This is a genomic window from Rhodococcus sp. W8901 (assembly GCF_013348805.1).
Classification (GTDB): Bacteria; Actinomycetota; Actinomycetes; order Mycobacteriales; family Mycobacteriaceae; genus Prescottella.
In genome coordinates this window covers 4208816-4226696 of record NZ_CP054690.1, presented here as the reverse complement: position 1 = coordinate 4226696, position 17881 = coordinate 4208816, and the positions used below count along the sequence as shown (strand labels likewise).

At 68.3% G+C, this 17881-nt stretch carries 16 protein-coding genes and 1 riboswitch; of the genes, 11 read left to right on the top strand and 5 right to left on the bottom strand.

Annotated features, from left to right (window positions below; all coding sequences use genetic code 11):
• Positions 1-40 precede the first annotated feature (40 nt).
• A complete protein-coding gene (locus HUN07_RS19790) occupies positions 41-901 on the top strand; it encodes a bifunctional methylenetetrahydrofolate dehydrogenase/methenyltetrahydrofolate cyclohydrolase (protein WP_174912133.1) in 861 nt (286 codons plus the stop codon).
• A gap of 51 nt (positions 902-952) precedes the next feature.
• Positions 953-1198: a DUF3017 domain-containing protein gene (locus HUN07_RS19785; protein ID WP_174914896.1), complete on the top strand. Its 246-nt coding sequence runs from the start codon at positions 953-955 to the stop codon at positions 1196-1198.
• Positions 1199-1234: 36 nt separating this feature from the next.
• On the opposite strand, the gene metX is transcribed toward HUN07_RS19785, so the two are convergent.
• Both metX and HUN07_RS19775 read right to left on the bottom strand, forming a co-directional pair.
• Positions 1235-2374 (bottom strand): homoserine O-acetyltransferase MetX, encoded by a 1140-nt coding sequence (metX, locus tag HUN07_RS19780; RefSeq protein ID WP_254622609.1) that lies wholly within the window; start codon positions 2372-2374, stop codon positions 1235-1237.
• Complete coding sequence (locus HUN07_RS19775; RefSeq protein WP_114724247.1) at positions 2371-3684, bottom strand: bifunctional o-acetylhomoserine/o-acetylserine sulfhydrylase; 1314 nt, start codon at positions 3682-3684, stop codon at positions 2371-2373. Before HUN07_RS19775 ends, metX begins: the two co-directional genes overlap by 4 nt.
• Positions 3685-3822: 138 nt before the next feature.
• Positions 3823-3938: riboswitch (SAM riboswitch) on the bottom strand.
• Positions 3939-4153: 215 nt separating this feature from the next.
• Here HUN07_RS19775 and HUN07_RS19770 point away from each other — a divergent pair.
• The 9 genes from HUN07_RS19770 (at position 4154) to yhjD (ending at position 13884) form a co-directional block, all read left to right on the top strand.
• Positions 4154-5545, top strand: coding sequence for an amino acid permease (locus tag HUN07_RS19770; RefSeq protein WP_114724248.1), 1392 nt, complete (start codon positions 4154-4156; stop codon positions 5543-5545).
• A gap of 52 nt (positions 5546-5597) precedes the next feature.
• A complete protein-coding gene (gene hutH, locus HUN07_RS19765; protein ID WP_174912130.1) occupies positions 5598-7184 on the top strand; it encodes a histidine ammonia-lyase in 1587 nt (528 codons plus the stop codon).
• A gap of 257 nt (positions 7185-7441) precedes the next feature.
• Positions 7442-8665: an NADP-dependent isocitrate dehydrogenase gene (locus tag HUN07_RS19760; RefSeq protein WP_114724250.1), complete on the top strand. Its 1224-nt coding sequence runs from the start codon at positions 7442-7444 to the stop codon at positions 8663-8665.
• A 185-nt stretch (positions 8666-8850) separates the two neighbouring features.
• Complete coding sequence (locus HUN07_RS19755) at positions 8851-9981, top strand: MFS transporter (protein WP_114724267.1); 1131 nt, start codon at positions 8851-8853, stop codon at positions 9979-9981.
• Positions 9982-10010: 29 nt separating this feature from the next.
• Complete coding sequence (locus tag HUN07_RS19750; protein ID WP_174912127.1) at positions 10011-10814, top strand: exodeoxyribonuclease III; 804 nt, start codon at positions 10011-10013, stop codon at positions 10812-10814.
• Entirely contained in the window at positions 10814-11335 is a 522-nt protein-coding gene (locus HUN07_RS19745; protein ID WP_174912125.1) for a ribonuclease domain-containing protein, read from the top strand. Before HUN07_RS19750 ends, HUN07_RS19745 begins: the two co-directional genes overlap by 1 nt.
• Before the next feature lie 16 nt (positions 11336-11351).
• Complete coding sequence (locus HUN07_RS19740) at positions 11352-11792, top strand: barstar family protein (RefSeq protein WP_174912122.1); 441 nt, start codon at positions 11352-11354, stop codon at positions 11790-11792.
• A 14-nt stretch (positions 11793-11806) separates the two neighbouring features.
• Entirely contained in the window at positions 11807-12850 is a 1044-nt protein-coding gene (gene trpS / locus HUN07_RS19735; protein WP_174912119.1) for a tryptophan--tRNA ligase, read from the top strand.
• Between the two features lie 8 nt (positions 12851-12858).
• Positions 12859-13884, top strand: a complete 1026-nt coding sequence (gene yhjD / locus HUN07_RS19730) for an inner membrane protein YhjD (protein ID WP_174912116.1) — start codon at positions 12859-12861, stop codon at positions 13882-13884.
• 7 nt (positions 13885-13891) lie between these two features.
• Here yhjD and HUN07_RS19725 read toward each other — a convergent pair whose 3' ends face one another.
• From HUN07_RS19725 to sdhA, 3 genes are all read right to left on the bottom strand, one after another.
• Entirely contained in the window at positions 13892-15232 is a 1341-nt protein-coding gene (locus HUN07_RS19725; protein ID WP_174912114.1) for a D-alanyl-D-alanine carboxypeptidase family protein, read from the bottom strand.
• A 113-nt stretch (positions 15233-15345) separates the two neighbouring features.
• Positions 15346-16122, bottom strand: coding sequence for a succinate dehydrogenase iron-sulfur subunit (locus tag HUN07_RS19720; protein ID WP_114724263.1), 777 nt, complete (start codon positions 16120-16122; stop codon positions 15346-15348).
• Positions 16122-17873 carry a succinate dehydrogenase flavoprotein subunit gene (gene sdhA, locus HUN07_RS19715; RefSeq protein WP_174912111.1) on the bottom strand — a complete coding sequence of 584 codons (1752 nt, stop codon included), beginning with the start codon at positions 17871-17873 and terminating at the stop codon, positions 16122-16124. Before sdhA ends, HUN07_RS19720 begins: the two co-directional genes overlap by 1 nt.
• Between the last annotated feature and the right edge of the window lie 8 nt (positions 17874-17881).

The window sequence follows — 17881 nt, the reverse complement described above, 5'->3', positions numbered from 1 at the left end:
CGGTGACGCGGAGTCACTCCAGCCTGGAACAATGGTCGCCGTGACTGCAACGATCCTGGATGGCAAAGCAACCCGCGACGAGATTTTCGAGGACCTCGAGGCCAGGGTGGCGGCCCTGAAGGAGAGGGGCATCACGCCCGGACTCGGTACCGTCCTCGTCGGTGACGACCCCGGCTCGGCGGCCTACGTCCGTGGCAAGCACAACGACTGCGCCAAGGTCGGAATCACCTCCATCCGCCGCGACCTGCCCGCCGACATCACCCAGGCCGACCTCGAGGCCACCATCGACGAACTCAACGCCAACCCCGAGTGCACCGGCTACATCGTGCAGCTCCCGCTGCCCAAGCACCTCGACGAGAACGCGGCCCTCGAGCGCATCGACCCCGAGAAGGACGCCGACGGTCTGCACCCGGTGAACCTGGGTCGTCTGGTCCTCGGCAAGGAGGCCCCGCTGCCGTGCACCCCGCGCGGCATCGTCCACCTGCTGCGCCGCTACGAGGTCCCGATCGCCGGCGCGCACGTCGCCGTCGTCGGTCGTGGCGTCACGGTCGGCCGTCCCATCGGCCTGCTGCTCACCCGCCGATCGGAGAACGCGACGGTCACCCTGTGCCACACCGGAACCCGCGATCTCGCGGCGCAGGTGCGCCAGGCAGACATCGTCATCGCCGCCGCGGGCGTGCCGGGACTGATCACCGCCGACATGGTCAAGCCGGGTGCCGCGGTGCTCGACGTGGGTGTCAGCCGCACCGCCGACGGACTCAAGGGTGACGTCGCCCCCGACGTCCGCGAGGTCGCCGGATTCATCTCCCCGAACCCCGGTGGCGTCGGACCCCTCACCCGTGCATTCCTGCTCACCAACGTCGTGGAGCGCGCCGAGCAGCTCGCCGGTCTGCGCGACTAGGCTCGCCCAGTGTCCCAGCCTGTGACGCGGTTCGTGCGACAGAACCTCCCGATGCTGGCCGTCCTCCTCGTGGTGGCGGCCGCATTCGTGCTGGTCCTCGCCGACCGCTGGCGGCGTGGCGCCTTCGTGCTCGGAGGCGCCATGCTGCTCGCGGCGTTCCTGCGCGGCATCCTCTCGCCCGACCGGGTCGGGCTGCTGGCCGTGCGGGGCAAGGGGTTCGACGTCGCGGCCATGGCGGTCGTCGGCGTCACGATCCTCGCGCTGGCGGTCTCGATCGATCCGCTCGGCACCGACTGACGCGCCGAGCGGACCGCCGGGACCTGCTCTACCGGATCAGCGCGCCGCGCGCGCCAACTCCATCGTTTCCTTCAGCAGTTCGGCCACCGCGTCGGCCTCGGTGAGGAAGCCGTCGTGGCCGTCCTTCGACTCGAGGACCCGCAGCCGGTCGCAGCCGGGCAGGCCGTCCGCGAGCTCCTTCTGCAGCCGCAGCGGGTACAGCCGATCCGAGTCGACGCCACCGACGATCACCGGAACGTCGGTCGACGCGAGCGCCGCCTCGATACCGCCGCGTCCGCGTCCGACGTCGTGCCGGTTCATGGCCTCGGTCAGCAGCACGTACGTGCTCGGGTCGAACCGGGAGACCAGCTTGTCGGCCTGGTGTTCGAGGTAGCTCTGGACTGCGTAACGTCCGCCGTCCCAAGGGTTCTCGTCGCCCTGGCCGTCGTTCGCGAAGCGCGAGTCCAGCTCGTTCTCCGTGCGGTACGTCAGGTGTGCAATCCGGCGGGCGAGGCGCAGTCCGGTGGCCGGGACGCGGCCGGTGCCGTGATAGTTGCCGCCCTGCCAGTCGGGGTCGGCCTCGATGGCCGCGATCTGGGTGGTCTGGGTGCCGATCTGGTCGGCGGTTGCACGCGCACCCACCGCGAGGATCAGCGCCGAATCGACCCGATCGGGGCGCCCGACGACCCATTCGAGTGCGCGCATGCCACCCATCGACCCGCCGACGACGGAGGACAGGCGCTCGATGCCGAGCAGGTCCGCGAGCGCGATCTCGGCGGTCACCTGATCGCGGATGGAGATCGCGGGGAACCGTGAACCCCACGGCGACCCGTCGGCCGCGAGTGAACCCGGGCCGGTGGTGCCGCGGCAGCCGCCCAGCACGTTGGTGGCGAGCACGCACCACTCGTTGGTGTCGATCGGCGCGCCGGGCCCGACCATGCCGTCCCACCAGCCGGGGGAGGGGTGTTCGGCGTCCGCCGGCCCGGTCACGTGCGAATCGCCGGTCAGGGCGTGCTCGACCAGGATCACGTTGTCGCGGTTGGGCGCCAGTTCACCCCACCGCTGGACGGCCAGCGTGACGTCGGGCAGCACCGCACCGCTCTCGAGTTCGATCGAGCCGATGTGGACAGTGCCCAACTGCCCGTCCGGCGGAGGGAATCCGGCCGGACGGGCGTTGCGAACGGGGCTGACGGTCAAGATGCCGCCGCCGCAAACCCGGCATCTAGGTCGGCGAGGATGTCGTCGAGGCCTTCGATCCCGACGGCGAGGCGGACGAGACCCGGGGTGACGCCGGAGGCGAGCTGCTCTGCGGGAGTCAGCTGCGAGTGCGTCGTCGAGGCGGGGTGGATCACCAGCGACCGCACGTCACCGATGTTGGCGACATGGCTGTGCAGGGTGAGGGCGTTGACGAACTTCTTGCCCGCGTCCACGCCACCGGCGAGCTCGAACGCCACGATGGCGCCGGTGCCGCGGGGGGCCAGCGTCTTGCCGCGCTCGTGCCACGGCGACGACGGCAGACCGGCGTACGACACCGAGGTCACCTCGGGGCGGGCCTCGAGGTACTCGGCGACGGCCTTCGCGTTCGCGACGTGGCGCTCCATGCGCAGGCTCAGCGTCTCGATGCCCTGCGAGATGAGGAACGCGTTGAACGGCGAGATGGCCGCACCCAGGTCGCGCAGCAGCTGCACGCGGGCCTTGAGCGCGAATGCCGGTGCGCCGAGATCCGCGTAGACGACGCCGTGGTAGCTCGGGTCGGCGGTGGTGAAGTTGGTGTGGCGGCCCTGTGTCCAGTCGAAGTTGCCGCCGTCGACGATCACGCCGGCGACCGCGGTGCCGTGGCCGCCGAGGTACTTGGTGGCCGAGTGGACGACGATGTCCGCGCCGAACTCGAGCGGACGGATCAGGTACGGGGTCGCGACCGTGTTGTCGACGATCAGCGGGATGCCGTTCTCGTGCGCGACCTTCGAGATGCCGGGGATGTCCAGCACGTCGTTGCGCGGGTTCGAGATGGACTCACCGTAGAACGCCTTGGTGTTCGGGCGGATGGCGGCGCGCCACTGCTCGATGTCGTCGGGATCCTCGACGAACGAGACCTCGATGCCCAGCTTGCGCAGCGAGTAGTGGAACAGGTTGTACGTGCCGCCGTACAGGCGCGGGCTCGACACGATGTGGTCGCCGGCCTCGGCGAGGTTGAGGATCGCGAACGTCTCGGCGGCCTGACCGGACGCGAGCAGCAGCGCTGCCACGCCACCCTCGAGCGCGGCGATCCGCTGCTCGACGGCGTCCTGCGTCGGGTTCATGATGCGGGTGTAGATGTTGCCCGGCTCTGCCAGCCCGAACAGCGCGGCGGCGTGGTCGGTGCTGTTGAACGTGTACGAGGTGGTCTGGTAGATCGGCAACGCGCGCGCGTTGGTGGTGCCGTCCGGCAACTGGCCAGCGTGGATCTGCTTGGTCTCGAAGCTCCAGTCGGCCGTCGGATCGGTCGCGGCGTCCGTGATGTCGGTCATGAGTCGTCTACTCCAGGTTGGGGAGGTGATGAGTCGGCGCTGCGGCGTCCGCGCGCCGGAATGACTGGGCTATCTGCGACAACAACACATGAGAAACCTCCGGTGGGGCATGGCCCGGTCAGTGGGTCCGTCCCAGCGGACCCGCGCTTGTCACCCGACTCTCGCCGGGAAACCTGGTCATCACCCGGGGCACCCCACCGCGGTTGGAGGGTTGCCGACCAGCGAGCCGGGGCTTGACGCTGGCACTCATGACCTGCCGCCGATAGTAGCGGTATCGACCGCGCGGTTGGAAGGAGGGCAGGCAAGCGCGTCGAGAAGGGAAAGTGACGAGCCCCACTTGACTTAGCTGTATATACAGGACTAAACATGTGCCGCAGGTTGTGACGCAGGGCACAAAACTCGCACAAAACTGTGGGTTTCCGATCCGCGCTGCGTCCGCCGATAACGCCACCGTCCAGGGAGTTCGATTGTGACAGACACTGCCCCGGCGCTGACCCGAGGTCTCACAGCGCGCCATATCCGCTTCATCGCCCTCGGTTCCGCCATAGGCACCGGCCTCTTCTACGGCTCCGCGGAGGCGATAAGCCAGGCGGGGCCGTCCGTCTTGCTGGCCTACTTGATCGGCGGCGCGGTGATCTACATCGTGCTCCGTGCGCTCGGCGAGATGGCGGTGAGCAACCCGGTCTCGGGTTCGTTCGGCGAGTACGCGAGCAAGTATCTGGGTCCGCTCGCGGGATTCGCGACCGGCTGGACCTACACGTTCGAGATGATCGTGGTCTGTCTGGCCGACGTGACGGCCTTCGGCGTCTACATGGGTTTCTGGTTTCCGGATGTCCCGCGGTGGATCTGGGTGTTGTCGGTCATCTTCTTCATCGGCGCGATCAACCTGCTCAGCGTCAAGGTCTTCGGTGAGGTGGAGTTCTGGTTCACGATCGTCAAGATCGTGGCGATCGTGGCGATGATCGCCGGAGGTATCGCGGTTCTGATCTTCGGGTTCGGTCTTCACGACACCAGCGAGGGAGTGTCGAACCTGTGGAACGAGGGCGGGTTCTTCGCCACTGGGCTCGGCGGGTTCCTCGGCTGCTTCGCGATCGTGATGTTCGCATTCGGTGGCACCGAGATCATCGGCATCACAGCGGGCGAGGCCGAGGACCCGAAGAAGACCATTCCGCGAGCGATCAACACCGTGCCCATCCGGATCATCGTCTTCTACGTGCTCACACTCGCCGTGATCATGGCGATCACCCCGTGGCAGAACATCGGGTCCGAGGGCAGCCCCTTCGTGCAGATCTTCCAGGGACTCGGCATCGGTCCGGCCGCGACGGTGCTGAACGTCGTGGTGATCACCGCTGCGCTGTCCGCGATCAACAGCGACATTTTCGGCGCCGGCCGCATGATGTACGGAATGGCGCAGCGTGGGTACGCGCCGAAGGTGATGAGCCGGGTCTCCCGCAACGGGGTCCCGTGGATGACGGTGGTGATCATGGTCGCCGCACTGTTGGTCGGCGTCTTGCTGAACTACACGATGCCGGACCGGGTCTTCCTCGTCATCGCGTCGATCGCGACCTTCGCGACGGTCTTCGTCTGGCTGATGATCCTGTTCGCCCAGTACCGCTCGCGGAAGCAGATGAGCGCGGACGAGGTTGCGGCACTGAAGTTCCCGGTGCCGTTCTGGCCGTACGGGCAGCTGATCGCGATCGGCTTCCTGGTCTTCGTCATCGCCGTGCTGGCCTTCGACGCCGACTCTCGAGTGGCACTCGTGGTCGGCGCGGTGTGGCTGGTGCTGCTCGCCTTGGCCTACCGCCGCTGGGCGCGCCCGGAGCCCGTAGTCGAGGACGAGATCCTCGTCGATCCCGTCTGACACCGACCACAACTTCGAGCACGACCCTTACTTTTCGAAACGGAGAACAAAGATGAGCACGAACACCCTCCCGCGTACCGCAGACCAGGCAGCGAAGGAGATCGCACCTGTCGTTGTCGGTGTCGGCGCGGTGACGCCCGAGGAAGTCGTGCGCGTCGCACGATTCGGTGCGACGGTGCAACTGTCCGAGGAGGCCCTGTCGGCCATCGGCGAGAGCCGCGCCCGTATCCGGGCACTCGCCGAGGATCCGAAGCCGGTCTACGGAGTGTCCACCGGTTTCGGTGCCCTGGCCACCCGGCACATTCCGCTGGAGCTGCGGGCACAGTTGCAGCGCAGCCTGATCCGCTCGCACGCCGCCGGGTCCGGTCCCGAGGTGGAGCGTGAGGTGGTCCGGGCGCTGATGCTGCTGCGCCTGTCGACGCTCGCGACCGGCCGCACCGGGGTTCGCCCGGAGGTGGCGCAGGTCTACGCGGCGCTGCTGTCGTCCGGCATCACCCCGGTGGTCCACGAGTACGGCAGCCTCGGCTGTTCCGGCGACCTCGCGCCGCTGGCGCACGTCGCGCTCGTCGTCATCGGGGAAGGCACCGTGCGGAACGCCGACGGCGAGCTGATGCCCACCGCCGAGGCGCTGGCCGCGGCCGGGATCGAGCCCGTCCAGCTCGAGGAGAAGGAGGGCCTCGCCCTCATCAACGGCACCGACGGCATGCTGGGCCAGCTGGTCCTCGCCTGCCACGATCTGCACAAGCTGCTCTCGCTCGCCGACATCACCGCGGCGATGAGCGTCGAGGGCCTGCTCGGAACGGACAAGGTCTTCGCCGCGGACCTCCAGGCGCTGCGCCCGCAGCCCGGGCAGGCGGTCGCGGCCGCAAACATGACCCGGATCCTCGCCGGCTCGGAGATCGTCGCCAGCCACGCCAACCCGGACTGCACCGTCGTCCAGGATGCCTACTCCCTGCGATGCGCGCCCCAGGTCGCGGGCGGTGCGCGCGACACCCTCGCCCACGCGGAGCGGATCGCGTCCTACGAGCTGGCGAGTGCGGTCGACAATCCGGTCGTCACCCTCGACGGCCGGGTCGAGTCGAACGGCAACTTCCACGGTGCGCCCGTGGCCTACGTACTGGACTTCCTGGCGATCGTCGTCGCCGACGTGGCGAGCATGAGTGAGCGCCGGACGGACCGGTTCCTGGACAAGGCGCGCAACCACGGGCTGCCGCCGTTCCTGGCCGACGATCCGGGCGTCGACAGTGGACACATGATCGCTCAGTACACCCAGGCTGCGATCGTCTCCGAGCTCAAGCGCCTCGCCGCGCCGTCGAGCGTGGACTCGATTCCGTCCTCGGCGATGCAGGAGGATCACGTGTCGATGGGTTGGTCGGGGGCGCGCAAGCTGCGCCGCGCGATCGACGGACTCACCCGGGTGCTGGCCATCGAGGCTCTCACCTCGGCGCGTGGTCTCGACCTGCGGGCGCCCCTGCAGCCGTCGCCGGCGACCGGTGCCGTGCGCGACACCCTCCGCGAGCACGTCGAGGGTCCCGGCACGGACCGCTACCTGGCCCCCGAAATCGAGGCTGCGGTGCAGTTGGTTGCGTCGGGTGCGCTGCTCGGTAGCGCCGAGGCCGTCGTCGGCGAACTCGGCTGATCGGCCGACGGAGGGTCGCCGCGCGCAATCGCGGCGGCCCTCTGCGGAAGTCTGGTTACTGAACGGTAGGGTGTGCGGCTTTCGGCCCGGTGGTTGCGGTCCGGGCGGATAGCAGTACGCTCGTCATGTTTGGATCGGCCCTCACGCGGGAGATCCGGACCGTATACGTTTGATAATTGAACCGTTGGCGGACCCGCCCACAAAGTGGTCCGTGCACGTGGAACCAGGGAAACTTCCTAGGAGGACACGAAGCCCCCATGTCCAAGATCAAGGTCGAAGGTAAGGTCGTCGAACTCGACGGCGACGAGATGACTCGCATCATCTGGCAGTTCATCAAAGACAAGCTGGTCCATCCCTACCTGGATGTCGACCTGGAGTACTACGACCTGGGGATCGAGCATCGCGATGCGACCGACGACCAGGTGACGATCGACGCTGCAGAAGCGATCAAGAAGCACGGCGTCGGCGTCAAGTGCGCGACGATCACCCCGGACGAGGCCCGGGTCGAGGAATTCGGCCTGAAGAAGATGTGGCGTTCCCCGAACGGCACCATCCGTAACATCCTGGGCGGCACCATCTTCCGTGCGCCGATCCTGATCTCCAACGTCCCGCGTCTGGTCCCGGGTTGGACCAAGCCGGTCATCGTCGGACGTCACGCGTTCGGTGACCAGTACCGCGCTACGGACTTCAAGGTCCCCGGCGCCGGCACCGTCACCATCACCTACACCCCCGAGGACGGCTCCGAGCCGATCCAGCACGAGGTGTGCAAGATTCCCGAGGACGGCGGCGTCGTCATGGGGATGTACAACTACAAGAAGTCCATCCAGGACTTCGCCCGCGCCTCGCTCGCGTACGGCCTGCAGCAGAACTACCCGGTGTACCTCTCCACGAAGAACACCATCCTCAAGGCCTACGACGGCATGTTCAAGGACGAGTTCCAGAACATCTACGAGACCGAGTTCAAGGCCGAGTTCGATGCCGCAGGTCTGACCTACGAGCACCGCCTCATCGACGACATGGTCGCCTCCTCGCTCAAGTGGGAGGGTGGCTACGTCTGGGCCTGCAAGAACTACGACGGCGATGTGCAGTCGGACACGGTTGCGCAGGGCTACGGCTCGCTGGGTCTGATGACCTCCGTGCTGATGACCCCGGACGGCCGCACGGTCGAGGCGGAGGCCGCACACGGCACCGTCACGCGCCACTACCGTCAGCACCAGCAGGGCAAGCCCACCTCGACGAACCCGATCGCGTCCATCTTCGCGTGGACCCGGGGCCTCGAGCACCGCGGCAAGCTGGACAACACCCCCGAGGTCATCGACTTCGCGCAGCAGCTCGAGGACGTCGTCATCAAGACCGTCGAGAACGGTCAGATGACGAAGGACCTCGCTCTGCTGATCGGACCCGACCAGGGTTGGCAGACCACCGAGGAGTTCCTCTCCACGCTGGACGAGAACCTGCAGAAGGCTCGCGCGTCACGCTGATGCGTCGCTGACTTCAGCTGAAACGGGACGTTCCCCTCGTGGGAACGTCCCGTTTTCTTTCGGTCGGTACCGTCGAACGTCTGCTGTTTTCACCGTGCCCCGAAAGGCATCTCTTCTTGACCATCTCGGCCCCCGCCCAGACGTCCACGGACGTGTTCCTCTCACCCACCGGCCGCCGCCGCGCGATGCTGGCGCTCGCGATGGGTGGCTTCGGCATCGGCACCACCGAGTTCGTGGCGATGGGCCTGCTGCCGCAGATCGCCGGCGGCCTGGGCGTCTCCGAGCCCACCGCCGGGCACGTCATCACCGCGTACGCGCTGGGTGTCGTGGTGGGCGCGCCGCTGATCGCGGCGCTCACCGCGCGGATGCCGCGCCGGGCGCTGCTCATCGGCCTGATGATCGCCTTCACCGTCGGGAACGCGGCCGCGATCGTGGCCCCGAACTACGGCGGGCTGATGGTCGCGCGTTTCGTCGCCGGTCTGCCACACGGCGCCTACTTCGGTGTGGCCTCGCTCGTGGCCGCCCACCTGGCGGGACCCGGCCACCGCGCGAAGGCGGTGGCGATGGTGATGTCGGGTCTCGCGGTCGCCAACGTCGTCGGCGTGCCGGCCGCCACCTGGATCGGGCAGGGCTTGGGCTGGCGCAGCGCATTCGCGGTGGTCGCCGTCATCGGCGCCGTCACCGTCGCCGCGATCACCGTGTGGGTTCCGCCACTGCACGCGATCCGCACCAGCAACCCGGCCACCGAACTCGGCGCACTGTGGCGGGGCCAGGTGTGGCTGACCCTGGTGGTGGGCATGGTCGGCTTCGGCGGCATGTTCGCCGTCTACACCTACGTGAGCTCGACGATGACGGAGGTCGCCGGGCTGCCGATGTCCCTGGTGCCGCTCGCGCTGATGGTCTACGGGCTCGGCATGGTCGCCGGAAACCTCCTCGGCGGCCGGCTCGCGGACCGTGCCCTCACCCGCGGACTGTTCGTCATGATGGGCGCGTTGGTGGTGCTGCTCGCGCTCTTCGCCGTCGCCGCGCACAACCCGTACACGGCGATGATCGTGCTGTTCCTCGTCGCCGCCGCCGGATCGGCGCTGGTGCCCGGACTCCAGACCCGGCTGATGGACGTCGCCGCGGACGCACAGACCCTCGCAGCGGCCCTCAACCACTCCGCGTTGAACATCGCGAACGCGTTCGGCGCGTGGATCGGTGGTGTCGTCATCGCGGCCGGATTCGGCTACACCGCCCCCGCCCTGGTGGGTTCGCTGCTGGCCCTGACGGGCATCGCGGTCCTCGCCGTCGCGGTGGTGACGGCCCGCCGATAGCGTCGGCCCGTTCGGCTACGGTTCTTCGCGTGCCACATATCATCACCACGGTCAATGTCAACGGCGTCCGCGCTGCCGCCCGCAAGGGGTTGCTCGAGTGGCTCGAGGGCTCGCAGGCGGACGTCGTGTGCCTGCAGGAGACCCGCGCGTCGGACAAGCAGCTCCACGAGACCCTCGCGCCGGCGCTCGATGCCGGCTGGCACCTCGCCTCCGCGGAGCCGTCCGCGAAGGGTCGCAACGGTGTCGCGGTGCTGTCCCGTCGCGCCGCCGACGCCGTGCGGATCGGGTTCGGTGACGACGAGTTCGCCGACGCCGGGCGCTACATCGAGGCCGACTTCGACACCCTGACCGTCGGCAGCCTGTATCTGCCCACCGGTGAGGCCGAGACGCCCAAGCAGGAGCAGAAGGAACGCTTCATGGCGTCGTTCGCGGCGCACCTGAACCGCAGCGCCGAGTCGTCCGCCGCGGCGGGACGCGACGTTCTCGTGTGCGGTGACTGGAACATCGCCCACACCGAGCGGGACATCAAGAACTGGAAGGGCAATGTCAAGAAGTCCGGTTTCCTGCCGGGCGAGCGTGCCTGGGTCGACGCCCTCCTCGCCGACGGGGCCTGGGTCGACGTTGTGAGGACGCTGCACCCCGAGGTCGACGGCCCGTACTCGTGGTGGTCGTACCGCGGCAAGGCGTTCGACACCGACGCGGGCTGGCGCATCGACTACCACCTGACTACGCCGGGCCTGGCGGAGCGGGCGAAGGAGGCCCGTGTCGAGCGGGCCGCCACGTACGCCGAGCGCTGGTCGGACCACGCGCCCGTCACGGTCCAGTTCCGCTGATGGCGTCACCGAAGTCCAAGAACTCGCTGCTGGCGCTGCTCGTGGCGATCGTCGGCCTCGCCGTGGCGATCGTCCTCGGGACGCAGAGCGGGGGAGACGACACGGCACCGGCCGCAGCCTCGGTCACGTCGGTGACGAGCGGCGTCGCCGCGTCCGGCACCAAGACCACCCCTACCACCAGTACCAGGACCACCACCAGCCCGACCGCCACCACGAGCCCGGCGAAGAAGGCCGCGAACAGCGCCGTCCCCGAGTACGTGTGGACCACGCTGGCCGCGATCGACGCCGGCAGCTGGCCGCCCGCCGACGCACCCGGCACGCAGGGCGGGCGGGTGTTCGGCAATCACGAGGGCCGGCTGCCCGGCAAGTCCGACAGCGGTCAGAAGGTCCGCTACCAGGAGTGGGACGTCAACCGGAAGCAGAGCGGCCGGGGTCGCGACGCCGAACGCATCATCACCGGTGACGACGGCTCCGCGTGGTACACCTCGGACCATTACGAAACATTCGTGAGGATGCGCTGATGACGAGGACGCTGTGATGACACCCGGGTTCCCGCGCGGACTGTCCCTGCTGGTGACGGATCGGGGCCGGGCGGCGGGTATCGAGGAGGACCTGCGCGCGGCCGGGCGTCCGGTGCGGCACGTGCGCGGACGACGGATGTCGACCGTGCCGGCCCTGTTCGACGAGTTCGCGGCCGCACTGCAGTTCCCGTACTACTTCGGCCGCAACAAGGACGCGTTCGACGAGTGCCTCGGCGAGATCGGCGACACCGTCGGACCCGACCCCGTGGTGTTCGTCCTCGACGCCGACGCGTTGCTGGGCGAGCAGGTCTCGGAGCTGGCCTGGTTCGCCGAAGCCGTGGGCGATGTGCCGGGGTCGATCGTGTTGCAGGTGCGGCCCGGCCACGCCGACACTGTGGTCGACCGATGCCTGGCCGTCGGCGTGCACCTCCCTCGCATCGCCGATCCGGACGCGTGAAAGTATCGGGGATTATGTCGAGCACTGCAGAGAACACCGCGACCCCTCCGACCGCGAAGCCTCGCGTCCTGTCGGGCATCCAGCCGACCGCCGACTCGTTCCACCTCGGCAATTTCCTCGGTGCGCTGCAGCAGTGGGTGCCCCTGCAGGACGAGTTCGATGCGTTCTACTTCATCCCCGACATGCACGCGATCACCGTGCCGCAGGACCCCAAGGAACTGCGCATGCGCACCCTGCGGGCCGTCGCGCAGCTGCTGGCCGTGGGCATCGACCCCGAGCGGTCGACGCTGTTCGTGCAGAGCCAGGTGCCGCAGCACGCCGAGCTGGCGTGGGTGCTCAACTGCATCACCGGTTTCGGTGAGGCCAGCCGCATGACGCAGTTCAAGGACAAGTCGGCGCGGCAGGGCAGCGACCACGCGAGCGTGGGTCTGTTCACGTACCCGGTCCTGATGGCCGCCGACATCCTGCTCTACCGCCCGCAGCGCGTGCCGGTGGGCGAGGACCAGCGTCAGCACCTCGAACTCGCGCGCGACCTCGCCGGCCGCTTCAACACCCGCTTCGGCAAGACGTTCGTGATTCCGGAGCCGCAGATCATCAAGGGTACCGCGAAGATCTACGACCTGCAGGACCCGACGTCGAAGATGAGCAAGTCCGGCCCCACCCCGGCCGGCCTGATCAACCTGCTCGACGACCCCAAGGTCTCGGCCAAGAAGATCAAGTCCGCGGTCACCGACAACGAGCGCGAGATCCGCTTCGATAGGGCGAACAAGCCGGGCGTGAGCAATCTGCTCACCATCCAGTCGGCGTTGTCAGGCAAGAGCATCGACGATCTGGTGGCCGGGTACGAGGGCAAAGGCTACGGCGACCTCAAGTCCGACACCGCCGAGGTCCTCGCCGACTTCGTCACCCCGCTGCGCGCGAAGGTCGACGGGTACCTGTCCGACCGGACCGAGCTGGATCGGATCCTCGCCGCCGGCGCCGATCGGGCCCGTGAAGTTGCTGCCCGGACACTCGGCCAGGTCTATGAGAAGGTGGGATTCCTGACCAGTAAGGGGTAGATCTGCACATGACGGACGAGGCGCCGAGCTTTCTCGACAGGCAGCGAGCGGCGCGGCCGTGGCTCGATCACCTCGTTCGCGCGGGCGGGCGCTATCAGCAGCAGAAGGGCGACTACTACGCCGCCGGGATCACGTACTTCACGATCCTTGCGATCGTGCCGATCCTGATGGTGGCGTTCGCCGTCGCGGGCTTCGTGCTCGCCGGCAATCCCGACTGGATCACCGACATCCAGGACCAGGTCAGCAAAAACATGCCGGGTGGGCTCGGCGACACCGTCAACTCCCTGATCGACTCGGCCATCTCGGCGCGTACCGGTGTCGGTGTGCTCGGTCTGCTCGGTGCCGCCTACGCGGGACTCGGGTGGATGGCGAACCTGCGCGACGCGCTGACCGCGATGTGGGAGACCACTCACGAGTCCGGGAACTTCATCGTCACCAAGTTGAAGGATCTCGCTGCCCTCCTCGGGCTGGGCCTGACGATGCTGGTGTCGTTCGGACTGTCCGCTCTCAGCAACGGGCCCCTGTCCGGCAAGGTCGTCGCATGGCTCGGCGCGGAGAACATCACCGGCGTCGGGGTGGCGGTGCGGATCGTGTCGCTCGTGATCGGTCTGCTCGCGACGTGGGCCGTGCTGACCTGGGTGATCGCGCGCCTGCCCCGCGAACCGGTGACGCTGCGCAGCGCCGCCCGGGCCGCCTTCGCCGCCGCGATCGTGTTCGAGATCTTCCGTCAGGTCGGAGCGCTCTATCTGGCGGCCGTCAGTCGGGGGCCCGCCGGTATCGCGTTCGGACCGATCCTCGGCCTGCTCGTGTTCAGCAACCTCACCGCGCGCCTGATCCTCTTCGCGACCGCGTGGGCGGCGACCGCGCGGGAGAACCTCGATAACGCGTTCGTGCCGCCCCCGGACTCGGCGGTCATCCGCCCGCGCGTGCAACTGCGCGCGGGGCCGTCCGTGAAGGAGGCGCTCGCGTTCACCGGCGCCGGCGCGCTCGCGGCCATCGGACTGGCCGGCCTGTGGAAGCGCCGGGGGGACTGACCGACGCTCAGCGACGACGGCGGCGGCGGGTGAGCGCGCGGGCCCAGACGAGGAGCCCGACGATCACGCCCGATCCGACGATTCCCACCGCGACTCGCCCGGCGACGTCCTTGTTCGGCAGATCCGATCCGGACGCCAGATCCATACCGCCGGCATCGGAGCTGCCCGGTCCCGCGACGGCCACCGCCGACCCGTCGGTCGCGGACATCGGATCCACGAGTGCGCCCACGGCAGTGTCGGGATCGAGGGCATAGCCGTAGTCGAGCAGCCGTGCGGCCTGCTCCCACGGACGGATGGGCAGCACGTCGGCGGCCATCAGCGTGACCGCCAGCCGCCGCCCGTCGCGATCGGCGCCGCCCACGAACGTCTGGCGGGCGTCGTCGGTGTAACCGGTCTTGCCGCCGAGTGCCCCCGCGTAGTTGGCGAGCAGCAGGTTGTCGTTGTAGATCGGGTAGGGCTCGACCGGCTTGCTGTCGGGCACAGTCGGGTCCGCCGGGTGCCCGGGGAACATCACCTCGTCGGTGGAGATCAGCTGCGCGAACGTCGGGTTCTGCATCGCCGCACGGAAGAACAGCGCGAGGTCGTACGGCGACGTCGACATGCCTGGACCGTCCAGGCCCGAGACCGACGCCGTCCGGGTGTCCAACGCGCCCAGGGACTGTGCCTTGGCGTTCATCTTGGCGACGGTGGCCTCGTCGCCCCCGAGCTGTGCAGCGAGGGCGTGGGCGGCATCGTTGCCGGAGCGCATCACGAGGCCCTGCATCAGCTGGTGGTTCGTGTAGGTGCCGCCGGCGCCGAGGCCCACCGAGCTGCCCTCCGTAGCGGCAGCGGTCGCGTCCGCGACGACGGTCTTGTCGAGATCGAGTTCGTCGAGGGCGACCAGCGACAACAGGATCTTGATCGTGCTCGCCGGCCGGTAGCGGCCGTGCGGGTCCTTCGCGGCGAGTACCTGGCCGGTGTCGAGGTCCGACAGGATCCAGCCGGTCGCGGACAGGTCCGCGGGCAGAGGCGGGGTGCCCGGGGCAGTGACGATGCCGCAGTTGCCGAGCGCGTCGCCGCCGACGGGGTCGTCCGGCACCGGGACGGGAGCGGGCGCCGACTCGCCGGGGCGCGGCACCTCGGACAGATCGATCGCCGGCGGTGGTGACTGCCGGTGCGGGCAGCTGTCGGTGCTCGGGGTGCTGAACGGGGGAGTGGTGGTGGGCGAGGGGTCCACGTCGGCTGCCAACGGTTGCTGCGCTGCCACGGGAAGGGCGGCGGCGGGGGCGGCCCCGGCGCCGAAGGCGAGCGTGGCGGCTGTGGCGGTCAGCAGCAGACGCCGTCGCGCAGTCTTGTCGAGAGCAGTCATAACGAGAGTCCAGGGTATGCCCTGAAACGCGTTCTGCGCACTCACCGCTGCCCCGAACTGGTCGGGAACAGCGGCAAGTGCGCAGAACGGGTGGTGCGTGGCTTACCGGAACATCACTGGCGGGCGAACAGCAGTGCGCGCTTGACTTCCTGGATGGCCTTCGTCACCTGGATGCCACGGGGGCACGCGTCGGTGCAGTTGAAGGTGGTGCGGCAGCGCCACACGCCTTCCTTGTCGTTCAGGATGTCGAGACGCTCGGCGGCGCCCTCGTCACGGCTGTCGAAGATGAAGCGGTGCGCGTTCACGATCGCGGCCGGGCCGAAGTAGCTGCCGTCGCTCCAGTACACCGGGCACGACGTGGTGCAGCAGGCACACAGGATGCACTTGGTGGTGTCATCGAAGCGTGCACGGTCCGCCTGCGACTGGATGCGCTCGCGGGTCGGCTCGTTGCCCGAGGTCATGAGGAACGGCTTCACGGCGCGGAACGCGTCGAAGAAGGGCTCCATGTCGACCAGTAGATCCTTCTCCACCGGCAGACCCTTGATGGGCTCGACGGTGATCGTGATCGGCGAGCCGTCCTTGGGCAGCATGTCGCGCATCAGGACCTTGCAGGCCAGACGGTTGACGCCGTTGATCCGCATCGCGTCGCTGCCGCACACGCCGTGCGCGCAGGAGCGACGGAACGTCAGGGTGCCGTCCAGGTAGCCCTTCACGTACAGCAGCAGGTTCAGCAGACGATCGGTCGGCAGAGTGGGGACCTGGAAGCTCTCCCAGCGCTGGCCTTCGCCGTCCTCCGGGTTGAACCGGGCGATCTTGAGGGTGACCATGACGGCGCCCTCGGGAACGGGCGGCAGCGCGGGTGCGTCCTTGTCCATGACAGGTGCGGACATCAGTACTTACGCTCCATGGGCTCGTAGCGGGTCTGGACCACTGGCTTGTAGTCGAGACGGATGTCGGAGAGCAGACCGTCGCCCACCTTGTAGGCCATGGTGTGCTGCATGTACTCGGCGTCGTTGCGATCCGGGTAGTCCTCGCGGGCGTGTCCGCCGCGCGATTCCTTGCGGTTGAGTGCACCGACGACGGTGACCTCGGCCATCTCGAGCAGGAAGCCGAGCTCGACGGCCTCGAGCAGGTCGCTGTTGTAGCGCTTGCCCTTGTCCTGGACCGTGATGTGGTTGTAGCGCTCCTTGAGAGCACGCACATCCTGCAGCGCCTGGGTCAGCGTGGCCTCGGTGCGGAACACCGACGCGTTGTTGTCCATGGTCTGCTGCAGCTCGGTCCGGATGTCCGCGACACGCTCGTGGCCGTGGTCGGACAGGATGACCTCGAGCCACTCCTCGACCATCTTCGCCGGGTTCTCCGGCAGCGGCACGAAGTCGCTGTTCTCGGCGTGCTCCGCGGCGGCGATGCCGGCGCGGCGACCGAAGACGTTGATGTCGAGCAGCGAGTTGGTGCCCAGACGGTTCGCGCCGTGCACCGAGACGCAGGCGCACTCGCCGGCGGCGTACAGGCCGGGGACGACATCCTCGTTGTTGCGCAGCACCTCACCGCGGATCTTGGTGGGGATGCCACCCATCACATAGTGGCACGTCGGGTACACCGGGACGAGCTCGGTGACCGGGTCGACGCCCAGGTAGGTGCGGGCGAACTCGGTGATGTCGGGGAGCTTCTCCTCGAGCACGTCCTCGCCGAGGTGCGTGACGTCGATGTAGACGTAGTCCTTGTTCGGACCGGCACCGCGACCCTCGAGCACCTCGAGCACCATCGAGCGGGCGACGATGTCGCGCGGCGCGAGGTCCTTGATGGTGGGGGCGTAGCGCTCCATGAAGCGTTCGCCGTCGGCGTTGCGGAGGATGCCGCCCTCGCCTCGGACGGCCTCGGAGATGAGGATGCCGAGACCCGCCAGACCCGTCGGATGGAACTGGTGGAATTCCATGTCCTCGAGCGGCAGGCCCTTGCGGAAGATGATGCCCATGCCGTCACCGGTGAGGGTGTGCGCGTTGGACGTCGTCTTGTACATGCGGCCCGAGCCACCGGTGGCGAACACGATCGACTTCGCGTGGAAGACGTGGATCTCGCCGGTCGCGAGCTCGTAGGCGATGACACCGGTGGCGACGGGGCCCTCGGGGGTCTCGGTCAGCGCGAGGTCGAGCGCGTAGAACTCGTTGAAGAACTCGACGTCGTGCTTGACGCAGTTCTGGTAGAGCGTCTGCAGGATCATGTGACCGGTGCGGTCGGCGGCGTAGCACGCGCGGCGAACCGGGGCCTTACCGTGATCGCGGGTGTGACCACCGAAACGACGCTGGTCGATCTTGCCCTCGGGGGTGCGGTTGAACGGGAGACCCATCTTCTCGAGGTCCAGCACCGCGTCGATGGCTTCCTTGGCCATGATCTCGACGGCGTCCTGGTCGGCGAGGTAGTCGCCGCCCTTGACGGTGTCGAAGGTGTGCCACTCCCAGTTGTCTTCCTCGACGTTGGCCAGCGCGGCGCACATGCCACCCTGTGCGGCACCGGTGTGGCTGCGAGTGGGGTACAGCTTGGTCAGGACCGCGGTGCGGGCGCGGGGCCCGGCCTCGATGGCTGCGCGCATGCCTGCGCCGCCGGCGCCGACGATGACGACGTCATAACGATGTTCCTGCATGAAGTGTC